This is a genomic window from Caulobacter sp. CCG-8, from assembly GCF_037402475.1.
GTDB lineage: Bacteria > Pseudomonadota > Alphaproteobacteria > Caulobacterales > Caulobacteraceae > Caulobacter.
The window spans coordinates 170218-183751 of the sequence record NZ_JBBEUD010000004.1 but is presented as its reverse complement, the minus strand read 5'-3'; the positions used below and the strand labels follow the sequence as shown (position 1 = coordinate 183751).

14 protein-coding genes and 1 tRNA gene are annotated in these 13534 nt (G+C 69.6%); 7 read left to right on the top strand and 8 right to left on the bottom strand.

Going from position 1 to position 13534, the window contains the following annotated elements:
• Nucleotides 1–51 precede the first annotated feature (51 nt).
• Together WAE60_RS05180 and WAE60_RS05175 are read left to right on the top strand one after the other, a co-directional pair.
• Nucleotides 52–252, top strand: a complete 201-nt coding sequence (locus tag WAE60_RS05180; protein ID WP_029909253.1) for a Trm112 family protein — start codon at nucleotides 52–54, stop codon at nucleotides 250–252.
• Nucleotides 253–255: 3 nt separating this feature from the next.
• Nucleotides 256–1362, top strand: a complete 1107-nt coding sequence (locus WAE60_RS05175; RefSeq protein ID WP_337685300.1) for a heparan-alpha-glucosaminide N-acetyltransferase domain-containing protein — start codon at nucleotides 256–258, stop codon at nucleotides 1360–1362.
• A gap of 46 nt (nucleotides 1363–1408) precedes the next feature.
• Here the strand turns inward: WAE60_RS05175 and WAE60_RS05170 are convergent, their stop codons facing one another.
• The 3 genes from WAE60_RS05170 to WAE60_RS05160 form a co-directional block, all read right to left on the bottom strand.
• Entirely contained in the window at nucleotides 1409–2659 is a 1251-nt protein-coding gene (locus tag WAE60_RS05170; RefSeq protein ID WP_337685299.1) for a UbiH/UbiF/VisC/COQ6 family ubiquinone biosynthesis hydroxylase, read from the bottom strand.
• 263 nt (nucleotides 2660–2922) lie between these two features.
• Nucleotides 2923–3354, bottom strand: a complete 432-nt coding sequence (locus WAE60_RS05165) for an acyl-CoA thioesterase (protein WP_337685298.1) — start codon at nucleotides 3352–3354, stop codon at nucleotides 2923–2925.
• A complete protein-coding gene (locus tag WAE60_RS05160) occupies nucleotides 3354–3638 on the bottom strand; it encodes a zinc-finger domain-containing protein (protein WP_337685297.1) in 285 nt (94 codons plus the stop codon). Before WAE60_RS05160 ends, WAE60_RS05165 begins: the two co-directional genes overlap by 1 nt.
• A 154-nt stretch (nucleotides 3639–3792) precedes the next feature.
• On the opposite strand from WAE60_RS05160, the gene WAE60_RS05155 reads away from it, so the two are divergent.
• From WAE60_RS05155 to WAE60_RS05140, 4 genes are all read left to right on the top strand, one after another.
• Nucleotides 3793–4755 (top strand): ABC transporter ATP-binding protein, encoded by a 963-nt coding sequence (locus tag WAE60_RS05155; protein ID WP_029909243.1) that lies wholly within the window; start codon nucleotides 3793–3795, stop codon nucleotides 4753–4755.
• Between the two features lie 242 nt (nucleotides 4756–4997).
• Nucleotides 4998–6050 (top strand): purine nucleoside permease, encoded by a 1053-nt coding sequence (locus WAE60_RS05150; protein WP_337685296.1) that lies wholly within the window; start codon nucleotides 4998–5000, stop codon nucleotides 6048–6050.
• Nucleotides 6051–6053: 3 nt separating this feature from the next.
• Nucleotides 6054–7370, top strand: coding sequence for an NCS2 family permease (locus WAE60_RS05145; RefSeq protein ID WP_337685295.1), 1317 nt, complete (start codon nucleotides 6054–6056; stop codon nucleotides 7368–7370).
• A gap of 60 nt (nucleotides 7371–7430) precedes the next feature.
• Nucleotides 7431–7507 (top strand) — tRNA-Arg (locus WAE60_RS05140).
• A 51-nt stretch (nucleotides 7508–7558) separates the two neighbouring features.
• Here WAE60_RS05140 and WAE60_RS05135 read toward each other — a convergent pair.
• The 5 genes from WAE60_RS05135 to WAE60_RS05115 are packed head-to-tail and all read right to left on the bottom strand — an operon-like array spanning nucleotide 7559 to nucleotide 12062.
• A complete protein-coding gene (locus tag WAE60_RS05135) occupies nucleotides 7559–8455 on the bottom strand; it encodes a flagellin (RefSeq protein WP_337685294.1) in 897 nt (298 codons plus the stop codon).
• Entirely contained in the window at nucleotides 8456–10159 is a 1704-nt protein-coding gene (gene flgK / locus WAE60_RS05130) for a flagellar hook-associated protein FlgK (RefSeq protein WP_337685293.1), read from the bottom strand.
• 5 nt (nucleotides 10160–10164) lie between these two features.
• Nucleotides 10165–10491 (bottom strand): hypothetical protein, encoded by a 327-nt coding sequence (locus WAE60_RS05125; RefSeq protein WP_337685292.1) that lies wholly within the window; start codon nucleotides 10489–10491, stop codon nucleotides 10165–10167.
• The gene (flgE, locus tag WAE60_RS05120; RefSeq protein WP_029909191.1) at nucleotides 10491–11768 is read right to left on the bottom strand and encodes a flagellar hook protein FlgE; all 1278 of its coding nucleotides are present in this window, start codon (nucleotides 11766–11768) and stop codon (nucleotides 10491–10493) included. The genes WAE60_RS05125 and flgE overlap by 1 nt, the downstream gene beginning before the upstream one ends.
• A gap of 9 nt (nucleotides 11769–11777) precedes the next feature.
• The gene (locus tag WAE60_RS05115; RefSeq protein WP_337685291.1) at nucleotides 11778–12062 is read right to left on the bottom strand and encodes a flagellar hook capping FlgD N-terminal domain-containing protein; all 285 of its coding nucleotides are present in this window, start codon (nucleotides 12060–12062) and stop codon (nucleotides 11778–11780) included.
• Nucleotides 12063–12382: 320 nt separating this feature from the next.
• On the opposite strand from WAE60_RS05115, the gene WAE60_RS05110 reads away from it, so the two are divergent.
• Nucleotides 12383–13483, top strand: a complete 1101-nt coding sequence (locus tag WAE60_RS05110; protein ID WP_029909187.1) for a flagellin — start codon at nucleotides 12383–12385, stop codon at nucleotides 13481–13483.
• Nucleotides 13484–13534: the final 51 nt, after the last annotated feature.

The window sequence follows — 13534 nt, the reverse complement described above, 5'->3', positions numbered from 1 at the left end:
GGAGCGACTGAGGGGGTGTGCGGCGCTCAAAAACCCCTTACAACCACGTCCATGACCGCCCAACCGCCTCCGCCGCCCGCCGATCTCGACCCGCGCCTGCTGGAGGTGCTGGTCTGTCCCGTCACCCGCGCGCCGCTGTTCTACGACCGCGCCCGGGGCGAGCTGATCAGCAACGCCGCCAAGCTGGCCTATCCGATCCGCGACGGCGTGCCGATCATGCTGCCCGAGGAAGCCCGCAGCCTGGACGACTAGCCGGTGGAAGGGCGTCCGCCTCGTCTGGCTTCCCTGGATGTGCTCCGTGGGCTGACGATCGTGGGCATGATCGTCGTCAATTCGGCGTCCTACCTGCACTATGTCAGCGGCTACGCCCAGTTCGCCGCCCTGGAGCACGCCGCCTGGCGCGGCTTCACCGTCGCCGACGCGGTGTTCCCGGCCTTCGTGTTCATGACCGGGGTGTCTATCCCCCTGGCCCTGGCCGGCCGAGGAAACGGCCTGGACGGCGCCACGCTGCGCCGTCTGCTGGTCCGCTCCGGACGGCTGTTCCTGCTGGGCCTGATCCTGTCCAACCTCTACTGGATGGCCACGCCCGAGAGCGTGCTGTTCCGGCCGATGGGCGTGCTGCAGCGCCTGGCCCTGGCCTTCCTGGCCGCCGGGGTCCTCTACAAGACCGTGGGGCCGCGCGCCCGGCTGGTCCTGGCCGCCGCGATCCTGCTGCTCTACTGGCCCCTGACCCTGGCGCCGTTCCCGGACGGCGCGACCGACCTGCTCAAGCCCGGCGCCAACTTCGTCGGCTGGTTCGACCGGTGGGTGCTGGGCGCCCACGTCTACGTGCCCGGCCCGCTGGGCTACGACCCCGAGGGCCTGCTCTCGACCTTGCCGGCCATCGCCCAGGCCCTGCTGGGCGTGGCGGCCGGGGAGTGGCTGCTGGCGCCCAAATCGAGCAAGGAGCGTGGGTCGTCGGGCCTGCTGGTCGCGGGCGTCGCCGCGATCGCCGCCGGCCTCGTCTGGGGCGTGGTGTTCCCGATCTCCAAGGAGCTGTGGACCTCCAGCTTCGTGCTGCTGTCGACCGGGATCGCCCTGGTCCTGCTGGCCGGCCTGCATCAGGTCCTCGACGTGAAGGCCCTGCGGCCGCCGGGGACGACCTTCCTGACCGACTTCGGGATCAACGCCGTCTTCGCCTACAGCCTGCACATGCTGGCCTCGATCATGCTGACCGCCCACATGCTGAAGATCCCGTACCGCTGGGCGACGCCGGTCGTCGGCGACCGGACGGCGGCCCTGATCCCGGTGGCCATCTTCGTCGGCCTGATCTGGATGGTGCTGGCCTACATGCGGCGCAGGGGCTGGATCGTGAAGGTCTAGCGCGTCGTCTTTCCCTCCCCACAAGGGGGAGGGAAGGTCTCTCTTTTTACAGCGCCACGCCCCGCAAGAGCTTGGGCAGGTCGCCCACCCCGCCGCCGGCCTCGTGCATGAAGAACCGCCGGGCCGGGGCGATGCGGTTGACCGCCGCCATGCCCACGCCGCGCGCCAGGCGCAGCAGCGGGTTGTCGTTCGAGAACAGGCGAACGAAGCCGTCGAAGGCCAGGGCGTTGCTGACATTGTCGAACCGCCGCCAGCGGGCGTAGCGCTCCAGCGTCGCCTCGGCCCCGATGTCCTCGCCGTTGCGCAGGGCCTCGGCCACCACCTCGGCCAGGGACGCGGCGTCCTTCAGGCCCAGGTTCAGCCCCTGGCCGGCGATCGGGTGCACGCCGTGGGCGGCGTCGCCGATCAGCGCCAGGCGCGGGGCGACCAGCCGCTCGGCCAGCGACAGCGACAGCGGATAGACGAAGGTCGGGCCGGCCATCTCGACCGTCCCCAGGAACTCGCCGAACCGCCGCATCAGGTGGGCGTGGAACGCCTCGGGCGAGGCGTTGCGCAGGGCCTCGGCCCGGTCGGTGCTCTCGGTCCAGACCAGGCTGGCGCGATTCTCCGTGAGCGGAAGAATGGCGAACGGACCGCTGGGCAGGAAGTATTCGTGGGCCACGCCCTGGTGCGGATGCTGCATGCGGACGGTGGCCACCACCCCGCTCTGGCCGTAGCTCCAGCCGATGTCGCCAATGCCGGCGGCCTTGCGCAGGGCGCTGTTGCGGCCCTCGGCGCTGACCACCAGGGGCGCGGACAGCACGCGCCCGTCCGTCAGGGTCACGGTCGCGCCGGCCGGCGTGACCTCCAGCCCCTTGGCGGCGGCCGGGGCCAGCACCGTGATCTTCTTGTCGACCACCGTCCTGGACAGGGCGGCGCGGATTTGGCGGTTCTCGATCAGATAGCCCAGGGGCTCGCCCTCGGAGCGGTCGGCGATCTCGCTGGAATCGAAGCGCAGGAAGAACGGCGATGGTCCGCCCGTGGCCGGGCCCGGGGCCTTGCCGTCGGTGACCAGGATCTGCTCGATCCGCTGGGCGTGCGGCGCCAGGGCCTCGCCGGCCCCGATCGCCCGCCACTGGCGGAACGAGGAATAGGCGATGGCCGACGAGCGGCCGTCGAAGGTCGGCGCCAGCTGGTCGTCGAACGGCTGGGGATCGACCAGCAGGGGTTTCACCCCCGCCGAGGCCAGGGCGAGCGCCAGGGTGGTTCCGGCCATGCCGGCTCCGGCGATGATGACGTCGGCGTCGTGGTCGCGCATGGGCGGATATGGCGCGCGGGGGGAGGCGGTGTCTAGACGATTGATCCAGATGACATGGGCCATCCCTCCATTCGTCCATCACGTTTCCATATCAACGGCCGTCATTCCGGGCCTTGTGCCCGGAACCCCTCGTACAGCTCGCAAGTGAAGCGCAAGCGGACCGCCAGCGGCCGCCCCTCCCGCACCTGCGGCGGACAAAGGGGTTCCGGGCACAAGGCCCGGAATGACGGCTGAAAAGCAGTGGGTGAAAAGACTTCGTCGCCCTAAGGCAGGGGCCGGGGCTTCCGGTTCTCGTCGATGGCCACGAAGGTGAAGACGCCCTCGGTCACCTTGTGGGCCTGCTCGCCGTCGCGGCGGCGGCGCCAGGCCTCGACCTGCACCTTGATCGAGGTGCGGCCCACATGGACGGTCTTGGCGAACAGGCTGACCTCGTCGCCGACGAACACCGGGCTGATGAAGGTCATGCCGTCGATGGCGATGGTGGCGCAGCGGCCCGCCGCGCGGTGGAAGGCGACCGAAGCCGCCGCCAGGTCCATCTGCGACAGCAGCCAGCCGCCGAAGATGTCGCCTTCGGGGTTGGTGTCGGACGGCATGGCGATGGCCCGCAGCACAGGGGCCTCGTGCGGCCACTCGGCGGCTTCCCAGGCCTTGGCCAGGGATTCGGCGCGCTGGGCCGTCGGGATGGAGTCCGTCACTAGTGGCCGCCGGAGCCTTCGTAGACCCCCGGGGCCAGCTGCTCGTCCTCGTCGTGGCCGGCGGCCGTCGAGGCCACGAAGCGGCGGTCGCAATAGGAGCAGTCGACGAAGCCGGCCGCGCCCATCTCCAGCCAGACGCGCGGATGGCCCAAGGCTCCGCCGACGCCGTCGCAGGCGATGCGATGCGAGCGGACGATGATGGTTTCCGGCGCGGGACCGGCGCCGATATCGACGACAGCCGGCTCCATGGCGGTGGGAGCGGTGGACTTGGCCTTGCGCGCCATGTTTCGAAAACCCTTGAAATCCAGACGCGGCCTTGGCGTGGCGGCGATGGAGGCATACCTATGCGACCAGTCGCGCCGTCGTCAATTCGTACGGGGCCCGTTCCCTTCCCTATCGTCCGCCTTCTTGGGTCGGCGGGCCGCATCTGGACGTTCCATGGACCTGCCCGCGTACGCGATCGAAGCCGAAGGCCTGTTCAAGACCTATCCCGCCAGCAAGACCGCTCCGGAGAAGCGCGCCCTGAACGGCATCGACCTGAAGGTGCCGCGCGGCTCGATCTTCGGCCTGCTGGGTCCGAACGGGGCGGGCAAGTCGACCTTCATCAACATCCTGGCCGGCCTGACCCGCAAGACCAGCGGCACGGTGCGGATTTGGGGTCGCGACATCGACGAGCGCCCGCGCGACGCCCGCGCCGCCATCGGGGTGGTGCCTCAGGAGCTGGCCGCCGACGTCTTCTTCACCCCGCGCGAGTCGCTGGAGGTGCAGGCCGGCTTCTACGGCGTGCCCAAGAACGAGCGCCGCACCGACGAGCTGCTGAACGCCCTGGGCCTGGGCGACAAGGCCAACGCCTATGTCCGTCAGCTGTCGGGCGGCATGAAGCGCCGCCTGATGGTGGCCAAGGCCATGGTCCACCAGCCGCCGGTGCTGATCCTGGACGAGCCCACCGCCGGGGTCGACGTCGAGCTGCGCCGCCAGCTGTGGCAGTACGTGACGGGCCTGAACGAGCTGGGCGTGACCATCGTGCTCACCACCCACTACCTGGAAGAGGCCCAGGAGCTGTGCGACCAGATCGCCATCGTCAACCGCGGCGAGGTGGTGGTCTGCGAGCCGACGCCGAAGCTGCTGGGCCGCATGGACATCCGCAACGTGGTGGTCACCCCGGAGGAGCCGGTGTCCGCCGCCCCGCTGCTGCCGGGCTTCGAGACCAAGCTGCGCGGGGCCGGGGCGTTCAGCGTCTCGTACCGCACCGGCCAGTCCAGCGTGGAGCAGGTGCTGGCCGCCGTCCGCGCCGAGGGCCTGAAGATCAAGGACATCGCGACGGAAGACCCGGACCTGGAGGACGTGTTCGTGTCGCTGACCTATGGCGATCCGAACGCCAAGGATCCGCTGAGCACGTAGCAGCTTACCCACTTGCCCCCTACGGACCGCTTCGCGGTCGTCTTCCCCCGGAGGGGGAAGAGCGCTCCGGCGCGAAGGCTCCGCCCCCTATGGGGGGCGGACAGACCGCGAAGCGGTCAGGTGGGGGCAAGTGTTCGCCGCCTGGGCGCCGACAGGTCCATCCCGTCCTCTCCCGTCGATCCCCGATTGCATCCCCGGCCGCATCGGTGGAGGTTGCCCGCGGATTTCTGGCGGGGCCTTTCATGCGTGGTTTGTGGTTTCGGATCGTCCTGGCGCTGAGCGTCGTCTTCGCTTTCGGCCTGGCTCAGGCCCAGGCCGCTGACCGCATCCCGGTCAAGGTCGTGGTCGTCACCACCTTCGAGATCGGGGCCGACACCGGCGACTTCGCGGGCGAGTTCCAGCCCTGGGTCGAGGGCTGGCCGCTGAAGCACGAGATCGCCATCCCGGGCGTGCGCCACGTGGCCCGCTATTCCGACGACGGGGTGCTGGCCATCGTCAGCGACATGCGCGGCCGGGCGCGCGACAGCGTGGCGGCCCTGATCCTGTCGGACCAGTTCGACCTTTCCAAAGCCTACTGGATCGTCGCCGGCATCGCCGGGGTCGACCCCCAGGCCGCCTCGGTCGGCAGCGCCGCCTGGGCCCGCTACGTGGTCGACGCCGACCCGATCTACGAGGTGGACGACCGCGACATCCCCGCCGGCTGGCCCTACGGCCTCTATTCCAACGACGCCGAGAAGCCGAACGTGAAGGGCAAGGCCGAGGGCTCCAGCGCCATGGTCTGGACCCTGGACCGGGGCCTGGTCGACTGGGCCTACGCCCTGACCAAGGACGTCAAGCTGCCGGACAACGCCGCCCTGCAGGCCGTGCGCGCGCCGTACAAGGACGCGCCCCAGGGCCAGCGGCCGCCGTTCGTGCTGCAGGGCGACGCCCTGGGCACGGTGCGCTTCTGGCACGGCCATCGCCGCACCCAGTGGGCGCAGGACTGGGTCAAGCTCTGGACCGACGGGGCCGGAACCTTCACCATGACCGACTGCGAAGACCAGGGGATCCTCGACGTGCTCGACGCCCACGCCGCGTCCGGAAAGATCGACCGCCGGCGCGTCCTGGTGCTGCGCACGGGCAGCAACTATTCGCGGGCCCCGCTGGGCCAGACCAGCTTGCCGCACGTGTTCCACGAGGAGAGCCTGAAGGCCTCGTTCCTGGCGACCTTCGCGGTCGGCGGGCCGGTGGTCCGCGAGCTGACCGCCCATTGGGACCGCTACGCGTCCGAAATCCCCACGGCCGGGAGCCGCTAAGCCATGCTCGAACGCCTCTTCGGCCTCAAGGCCCAGGGAACCAACGTCCGCACCGAGGTGCTGGCCGGCGTCACCACCTTCATGACCATGGCCTATATCGTGGTGGTCAATCCGGCGATCCTGGGCGAGGCCGGCATGCCGGTGGCCGCCGTGGCCGCCGCCACCTGCCTGGCCGCCGGCTTCGGCTCGATCCTGATGGGTCTGGTCGCCAACTATCCCCTGGCCCTGGCGCCGGGCATGGGGCTGAACGCCTATTTCACCTACACCGTGGTCAAGGGCATGGGCGTGCCGTGGGAGACGGCCCTGGGCTGCGTCTTCCTGTCGGGCGTGGCCTTCCTGGTCCTGACCCTGGTGGGCGTGCGCCAGATGATCGTGGCCGCCATCCCCAAGCCCCTGTTCTCGGCCGTCGCCGCCGGGGTGGGCCTGTTCATCGCCTTCATCGGCCTGAAGGAGGCGGGGATCATCGTCCCCCACCCGGCCACCACCGTGGCCCTGGGCGACCTGACCACCCCGACCGCCGCCGTGGCGATCCTGGGGCTCGTCTTGATCGCGGTGTTGCAGGCCTGGCGGGTCAAGGGCGCGATCCTGATCGGCATCCTGCTGGCCTCCGCCGCCGGCTGGGCCTTGGGTCTGGCCAAGATCGCGCCGGGCGCGTCCAGCCTGGCCGATCTGACCGCCACGGCCTTCAAGATGGACATCGGCGGCGCCTTCCACCTGCAGGGCGGCATGGCCCTGGCCATGCTGGAGATCGTCTTCGTCTTCCTGTTCGTCGACCTGTTCGACAATGTCGGCACCCTGGTGGCCGTGACCAAGAAGGCGGGCCTCCAGGCCCCCGACGGCTCGATCCCGCGCCTGAACCGCATCCTGCTGGCCGACTCGGCGGCGACCATGGTCGGGGCGGTCGCCGGCACCTCCACCGTGGTCAGCTACATCGAGAGCGCCTCGGGCGTGACCGCCGGCGGCCGCACCGGCCTGACGGCGGTGGTGGTGGGCGTGCTGTTCCTGCTGACCCTGTTCTTCGCGCCCCTGGTCCAGGCCATCCCGGCCGCCGCCACCGCCCCGGCCCTGATCCTGGTGGGCGCCCTGATGGTGGGGTCGCTGGTCGACGTCGACTGGGCCGACCCGACCGTGGCCATCCCCGCCTTCCTGACCCTGATCACCATCCCGCTGACCTTCTCGATCGCCAACGGCCTGGCCTTCGGCATCACCAGCTACGCGGCGCTGCGCCTGCTGACCGGCAAGATCGGCAAGGGCGACTGGCTGCTGCTGATCCTGGCGGCGCTGTTCGTGGTCCGCTTCGTCTATCTCGCCAAAGGCTAGCAAAGACCCGTTTGCGCAGGCGCGGCCTTTCGGCTAAGACCGCGCTTCCGCAAGGCGGAAGCACCCGTAGCTCAGCTGGATAGAGCGTTGCCCTCCGAAGGCAAAGGTCACACGTTCGAATCGTGTCGGGTGCGCCATTTCCCCAATGAAATCGACAGGCTGACCGCTCGCGCACGCGTGCGGGCGCCCTAGAGGTACTTGCTCAGGCTCAGCGACGAGAGCGTGCTGATCATCGAGTAGAGGGCCTCCAGCTGGGTCTGGTACTGGGTGGTCAGCACCGCCGCCTGCGTCAGGTCCGCGCCCTTCAGGTCGGTGACCAGGGCGTCGATGGCGTCGATCTTGGCGGTGTTGCGGTCGGTGATCGTCTGCAGGGACGAGGCCTGGATGGCGATGGTCTCCTGCAGCGTGCCCACGCCGGTCAGGGCGGTTCCCGTCAGGGCGTAGGCGCTGGCGATGGCGTCGGTGTCCGTCGGGTCGGCGGCGACCGTGGCGATGGCCCGGGCCAGATGCTCGAAGGCCGACGAACCGGCCGAGACCGACAGCGACACCGTCTGGCCGTCCGAGCCGGAGAAGGTCCGCCCCGTGGCCGAGCCGCCGTAATAGGTGGCGTCCGCCCCCGCCGTCGGGTCGTAGCCGGCGGCGGTGAAGTCGACCGGGGCGGCGTCGGTCGCCTGGCCCGAGAACAGGTAGGTCCCGCCCTGCTGGCTGTTGAGCAGGGCCTGCAGGTCGGTCAGCCAGTCGGCCGCGTACTGGCCCGCCGTGCCGGCGTCCAGGGTCGAGCTGCTCATCATCGAGGCCAGCTGGGTCTTGATGGTGGTGGCGAGGTCGGCGATCTCGCCCACGGCCGAATAGGCCGCCTGGACATAGGCGGCGGCGGACGACGCGGCGGTGTTGTCGGCGGTCAGGCGGGCGCTCTGGTTGCCCAGGGTCAGGATGCTGGCCGTGCTCTGGGCGATCCCGCCATAGGTCTGGGACTTCAGGCCCGAGGCCGTCTGGGTCTGCTGGTCGGCCAGCTTGGCCTGGACCTTCAGGCTGGCCGCGGTCATGGCGCTGGTATGGGCGAAGCTGGCGACGCGGTTCAGCATTCAGCTCACCATGTTCACCAGCGTCTCGAACAGCTCCTTGGCGATCGAGATCAGCTGGGCGTTGGCTTCGTACTGGGTCTGGTACTGGGTGATGTTGGCCAACTCCTCGTCGACGTTCACCGCCGTCAGGTTCTGCAGCCGCGAGACGGCCGCGTCGTTGGCGGCGGTCGAGGCGGCGCTGGTGGTGGAGGCGGTCGAGATCAGGGTCGCGGCCTGGGAGACGAAGCCCGACGCGTAGGACGCCAGGCTCACCGTCTTGGCGTCCTGGCTTCCCGTGGCGGCGAACGACACGGCGGTGGTCAGCAGGCTGGAGAGCGCGTCGGCCACCGTGCTGTCGCCCGAGGCTAGGGCCAGGTCGCCGGTCGCCAGGGTCGCGGTGGTGGAGAGGGCCGCTGTCGGCAGGCCGCTGGCGTCGCCGGCCAGCCTGGCCGACACGCCGATGTCCGACGCGGTCGAGCCGGTGAAGAGGTCGTTGAAGCCGAACCTCGCCGAGATCGCGGCGCCGTCGTCGGCCAGGGCCACGCCGTTGGCGCTGTCGGTGGTGGCGATGGTCAGCTTGCCGTCCGAGCCGATGGCGGCGGTCAGGCCCGAGACGCCGTTCAGGGCGGTCACCAGGTCGCCGACGGCGGCGTAGCTGGAAAGGTCCAGATCCTGGGTCGAGACCACCTTGCCGGCGGAGTCCGTCACCGCCACCCGCAGGGTCCCGGTCGCCGACAGCGCGTCGGACGCCGAGACCGTCCCGGAGCTCGTCAGGTTGGCGGGGGCGGGGACCGAGGTTCCGGTGTTGGTCACGGCGTTGACCTGGGCGATCAGGGCCCCGGCCAGCTGGTCCAGCTGGTCCTGCTGGGCCGGCAGGCTCTGGTCGCGCAGCGTGACCAGGGCCCCGAGCTCGCCGGCGGTCTGGCTGGCGGTGATGTCCTTGCCGTTCAGCAGGATGCCGGAAATCGAGCCGGGATAGGTCGCGCCCGCGCCCAGCTGGCTGGAGGCGGTGTAGCTGAGTGTGGCGGCGGTGGTTCCCAGCAGGGCGTCGCCGCCGGTGGTGTAGACCCGCAGCTGGTTGTCGGCCGTGACGTAGCTGCTGACGCCCATCAGGCCCGACAGGGTGGTCAGGGCCGCGTCGCGCTGGTCCTCCAGGCTGGTGGTGTCGCCGCCCTGGGCGGTGACGGTGGCGATCTGGTCGTTCAGCGAGGCCAGGCTCTTGAGCGTCTGGTTGATCGTGCCGACCGTAGTCTCGATCTGGGTGTTGGCCTGGGTGCGCAGGGCCTGGACCTCGCCCGACAGGCTCTTGATCCCCTGGGCCAGGTCGGAGGCGTCGGAGACCAGCTGGGCCTTGCTGGTGGCGTCGACGCTGGACGACAGGGCCGTCAGGGCGGTCTGGAAGGCCGAGACCAGGCTGGAGACGTCGTCGCCGGTGGCGGTCGAGCCCAGGGCCGCGTCGTAGGACTGCAAGTAATTGTCGGTCACCGCGTCGCCCCCGGCGGCGGCGGCCGTCTTCAGCACCGTCTTGCTCAGATAGGCGTCGGCGACCCGCAGGATCGTGGCGTTCGACAGGGACTGGGTCGTGGTGCTGACCGCGCTGGTGACGGTCTTGCGGGTGTAGGTCGCGTCGTCGGCGTTGGCGACGTTGAGGTTGGCCACCGCGATCCGGGACTGCGAGGCCGTCAGGGCCGAGCCCGCCGCGCCGATGATCGAGGACAGCGACATGGCGGTCAGCCCTTGCGAGGCCCGTCGCCGCGAGGCGACAAACGACTGGAGTAGCGGGTGTGGGCCGACAGGCCGCGGTTGACCGCGCCGATCCGCTCGCGGCCCTCGCCCATCTCGGCGTCCAGCCGCGCCAGCCGCGCGCCCAGCGCCGCCTGCACCTCGTGCAGGCTGGCCAGCAGCAGCAGGCGGTCGGCCTCGGGGGCGGCGGCCAGGCCCTCGGCCACGCCGCGCGCCAGGGCCCGGGCCTCCTCGACCGTGGCGACCAGCGGGGCCTCGCCGCCGACCCGGCGGGAGCGTTCGGCGCGCAGCCTCAGGCGTTCGATCGTCCCCATCAGCGCACGGCCTGGATCAGGGTGTCGAACATCCCCTTGGTGGTGGTGATCACCTGCGAGGCGGCCGAATAGGCCTGCTGGGCGATGATCATCTTGTTGAACTCGGTGGCGATGTCGGTGGTCGAGCCCTCCAGGGCGCTGGCCACCAGCGTGCCCGAACTGCCGTCGCCCGGCAGGTTGACGTGCACCTGGCCGGCGTTGGTGTTCTCGTCATAGACCGTGCCCGAGACGTGGGTCAGGCCGTTGGGATTGCTGAAGGTGGCGACCGGGATCTGGTAGATCGCCAGGCTGACCCCATTGTCGAAATTGGCGGTGACCAGGCCGTTGGCGTCGATGGTCACGCCCGACAGCTCGCCGTAGTTGGCGCCGTCCTGCTCGATAGTCGGGGTGATCGACAGGGTCGAGGAGGTCGAGGCGAACTGGGTCAGGCCGTCGGTGCCGCCGGACGTGCCCAGGTTCAGGGTGATGCCGCTGGTCGCCGCTCCGGTCGAAAAGCCGGTGATGCTGATCGCCACCGGCGAGGGGTTGGTCGAGGCGAGACTCCCGTCGGTGTTGAAGGTCACCGACACCGTGGACGGGCTGATCACGCCGGAGGTGGTGGTCCCGTCCGAGGTCAGGGTCGGATTGGCCAGGGCCAGCGACCAGGTGTTGTCGGCGGTCTTGGTCCAGGTCTGGCCGACCGTGTGGCTGACGCCGAGGGAGTCGATCACCTCCATGCTGGTGGTGAAGGACTGGCCCGTCGTGGCGTCGGCCGGCAGGTTGGCCGACATCGTCACGTTCTCGGTGGCCTTGGCCGTGCCGCCGATCGAGTTGAAGTTGATCGCCTGCAGGCTGGACAGGTCGCTGGCGTTGCTGGCCAGGACGTTGCCGTCGGCGTCGGTGGGCAGGCCCTGGAGGTAATAGCCCTCGCTGTTGACCAGGTAGCCGTCGGCGTCGGTCGAGAAGCTGCCGTTGCGGCTGTAGACCAGGTCCGACGAGGTGTCCCCCGGATGGGCCGAGACCACGAAGAAGCCCGCGCCGTCGATGGCGACGTTGGTCGAGGTGGCGGTCGAGGAGATCACCCCGCCGACGTTCAGGGCCTGGCTGGCCTTGGCGACCACCGAGCTGGTCGACTTGGCCGAGCCCATGGCGCCGGTGACCAGCGACTGGAAGTCGACTTCCTTGGTCTTGTAGGCGGTGGTCGACGAGTTGGCGATGTTCTCGGAGATGGCGGCCAGGGCCATGCTCTGGGCCGACAGGCCCGACACCGCGGTCGAGAGGGCGGAGGAAAGGCTCATCGCGCGCGCCTAGCTCTGGCCGGAGGCGAGCAGCTGAACCTGGGTCAGCAGCGACGACATGTTGTCGGACATCGTCGACAGCGTCGTGTTCATGTTGATCTGCTGCTCGAGGCCCGAATAGGTCGCCAGTTGGCTGGTGAACTCGGTGGGGTCCTGCGGATCGAGCGGGTTCTGGTTGGTCAGCTGAGTCATCAGCAGCTTCAGGAAGTCGGTGGTGCCCAGGGCCGTCGTGCTGGACGACGAACTGGTGGCGGCCGTGGTCGCGGCGCTGGTGGTCGAGGTGATGGCGGTCATGGGAACCCTCCAATGACGCCGGGCGGCGTCGTTCGCAGGGTTCAACGGAGCGGGGGCGCCGGATGGGGCGGTGTTTTTTTGATCGCCTCGAAAGGCCGGGTCGAAGAGAGGGACACACACTCACGGCAAGGCCTGAGCGACCCTGGCGGAGGCTTCGGGGTGAGTGTGTGTCCCCACCTTCTGGCGCAGGCGAAAATAGTCCGCCCCATCCGGCGAGGGGGTCTCGTTCAACCCGGTGAAGCCTGGCCGCGCAGAACGGCGGGAGGCTTCCCGCGCCGGGTCGTCCGGCGCGGCCTCTAGCTAGAGAGCCGGATTAGAAAATGCCTGTCATCTCCACCAACACAGCGGCCAACACCGCCCTGCGCTACCTGAACACCAACAGCGCCGCGCAGAGCGAATCCCTGGCCAAGCTGTCGAGCGGCTCGCGGATCGTGAGCGCCAAGGACGACGCCTCGGGTCTCGCCATCGCGACGTCCATGAACGCTGACATCACCGTGCTGAACCAAGCCGCCACCAACGTCACCAGCGGCACTTCGGTGCTCAACACGGCCGACGGCGCCCTGTCCAACATCGCCGACATCCTGCAACGGATGAAGTCGCTGACGGCCCAGGCGCAGTCGGGCAGCTCCAGCACCGACGACCTCAGCTACATCAACGCCGAATACACCCAGCTGAAGGACGAAATCGACGACATCGCGTCGACGACCAACTTCAACGGGGTGGCCCTGCTGTCTTCCAGCGGGACCTCGGTGACGACCACGCTGGGGACCGCCGGCTCCGCGGGCACGCTGGACACCGACTACTTCAAGGTGGCCACGGGCAACACCAGCCTGGGCGCCGTCAGCTATCTGGCCGACGGCACCGCGACCACCGTCGAGGTGGGCGACTATGTCGACGACACCGGCGCGCTCCTGCTGAACGCCGCCGGCACGGCCAAGGCCACCGCCGACGACCTGCTGGCGGACTCCGTCAACACGGTCACCTGGACGGCCACGGCCGGCACGGGAACCAGCGCCTACACCAACGGTACGGGCGTCGACTTCCTGGTCGGCACCAGCAGCAGCGACACGATCAGCGTCAAGCTCGAGGCCGCCGACACGGCGTCCCTGGGCATCGACGCGACGTCGATCACCAGCGCCGCCTCGGCGGCCACGGCGATGGACGCGATCGACACCGCCATCACCCAGGTCTCCGAGGCCCGGGCCAATGTCGGCGCCACCCTGTCGCGCTTCGACTACCGCGGCGACGTGATCTCCACCTCGCTGGAGAACCTGCAGTCGGCGAAATCGGCGATCTCGGACGTCGATATCGCCTCGGAGCAGACCAACTACACCAACGCCTCGACCCTCACCTCGGCCGCCATCGCCGCTCTCGGCAAGGCCAACGAGATGAGCCAGTCGCTGCTGAAGTTGCTGCAGTAGGTCCATCGACGGACGCCGTCGGCTCCCCGCCGGCGTCCGTGACCTCGGCGG

Coding starts and splice junctions, on each gene's coding strand:
- WAE60_RS05180 (WP_029909253.1), top strand. CDS start 52: ATGACCGCCCAACCGCCTCCGCCGCCCGCCGATCTCGACCCGCGCCTG.
- WAE60_RS05170 (WP_337685299.1), bottom strand. CDS start 2,659: ATGCGCGACCACGACGCCGACGTCATCATCGCCGGAGCCGGCATGGCC.
- WAE60_RS05160 (WP_337685297.1), bottom strand. CDS start 3,638: ATGGCGCGCAAGGCCAAGTCCACCGCTCCCACCGCCATGGAGCCGGCT.
- WAE60_RS05155 (WP_029909243.1), top strand. CDS start 3,793: ATGGACCTGCCCGCGTACGCGATCGAAGCCGAAGGCCTGTTCAAGACC.
- WAE60_RS05150 (WP_337685296.1), top strand. CDS start 4,998: ATGCGTGGTTTGTGGTTTCGGATCGTCCTGGCGCTGAGCGTCGTCTTC.
- WAE60_RS05145 (WP_337685295.1), top strand. CDS start 6,054: ATGCTCGAACGCCTCTTCGGCCTCAAGGCCCAGGGAACCAACGTCCGC.
- WAE60_RS05135 (WP_337685294.1), bottom strand. CDS start 8,455: ATGCTGAACCGCGTCGCCAGCTTCGCCCATACCAGCGCCATGACCGCG.
- flgK (WP_337685293.1), bottom strand. CDS start 10,159: ATGTCGCTGTCCTCGATCATCGGCGCGGCGGGCTCGGCCCTGACGGCC.
- WAE60_RS05125 (WP_337685292.1), bottom strand. CDS start 10,491: ATGGGGACGATCGAACGCCTGAGGCTGCGCGCCGAACGCTCCCGCCGG.
- flgE (WP_029909191.1), bottom strand. CDS start 11,768: ATGAGCCTTTCCTCCGCCCTCTCGACCGCGGTGTCGGGCCTGTCGGCC.
- WAE60_RS05115 (WP_337685291.1), bottom strand. CDS start 12,062: ATGACCGCCATCACCTCGACCACCAGCGCCGCGACCACGGCCGCCACC.
- WAE60_RS05110 (WP_029909187.1), top strand. CDS start 12,383: ATGCCTGTCATCTCCACCAACACAGCGGCCAACACCGCCCTGCGCTAC.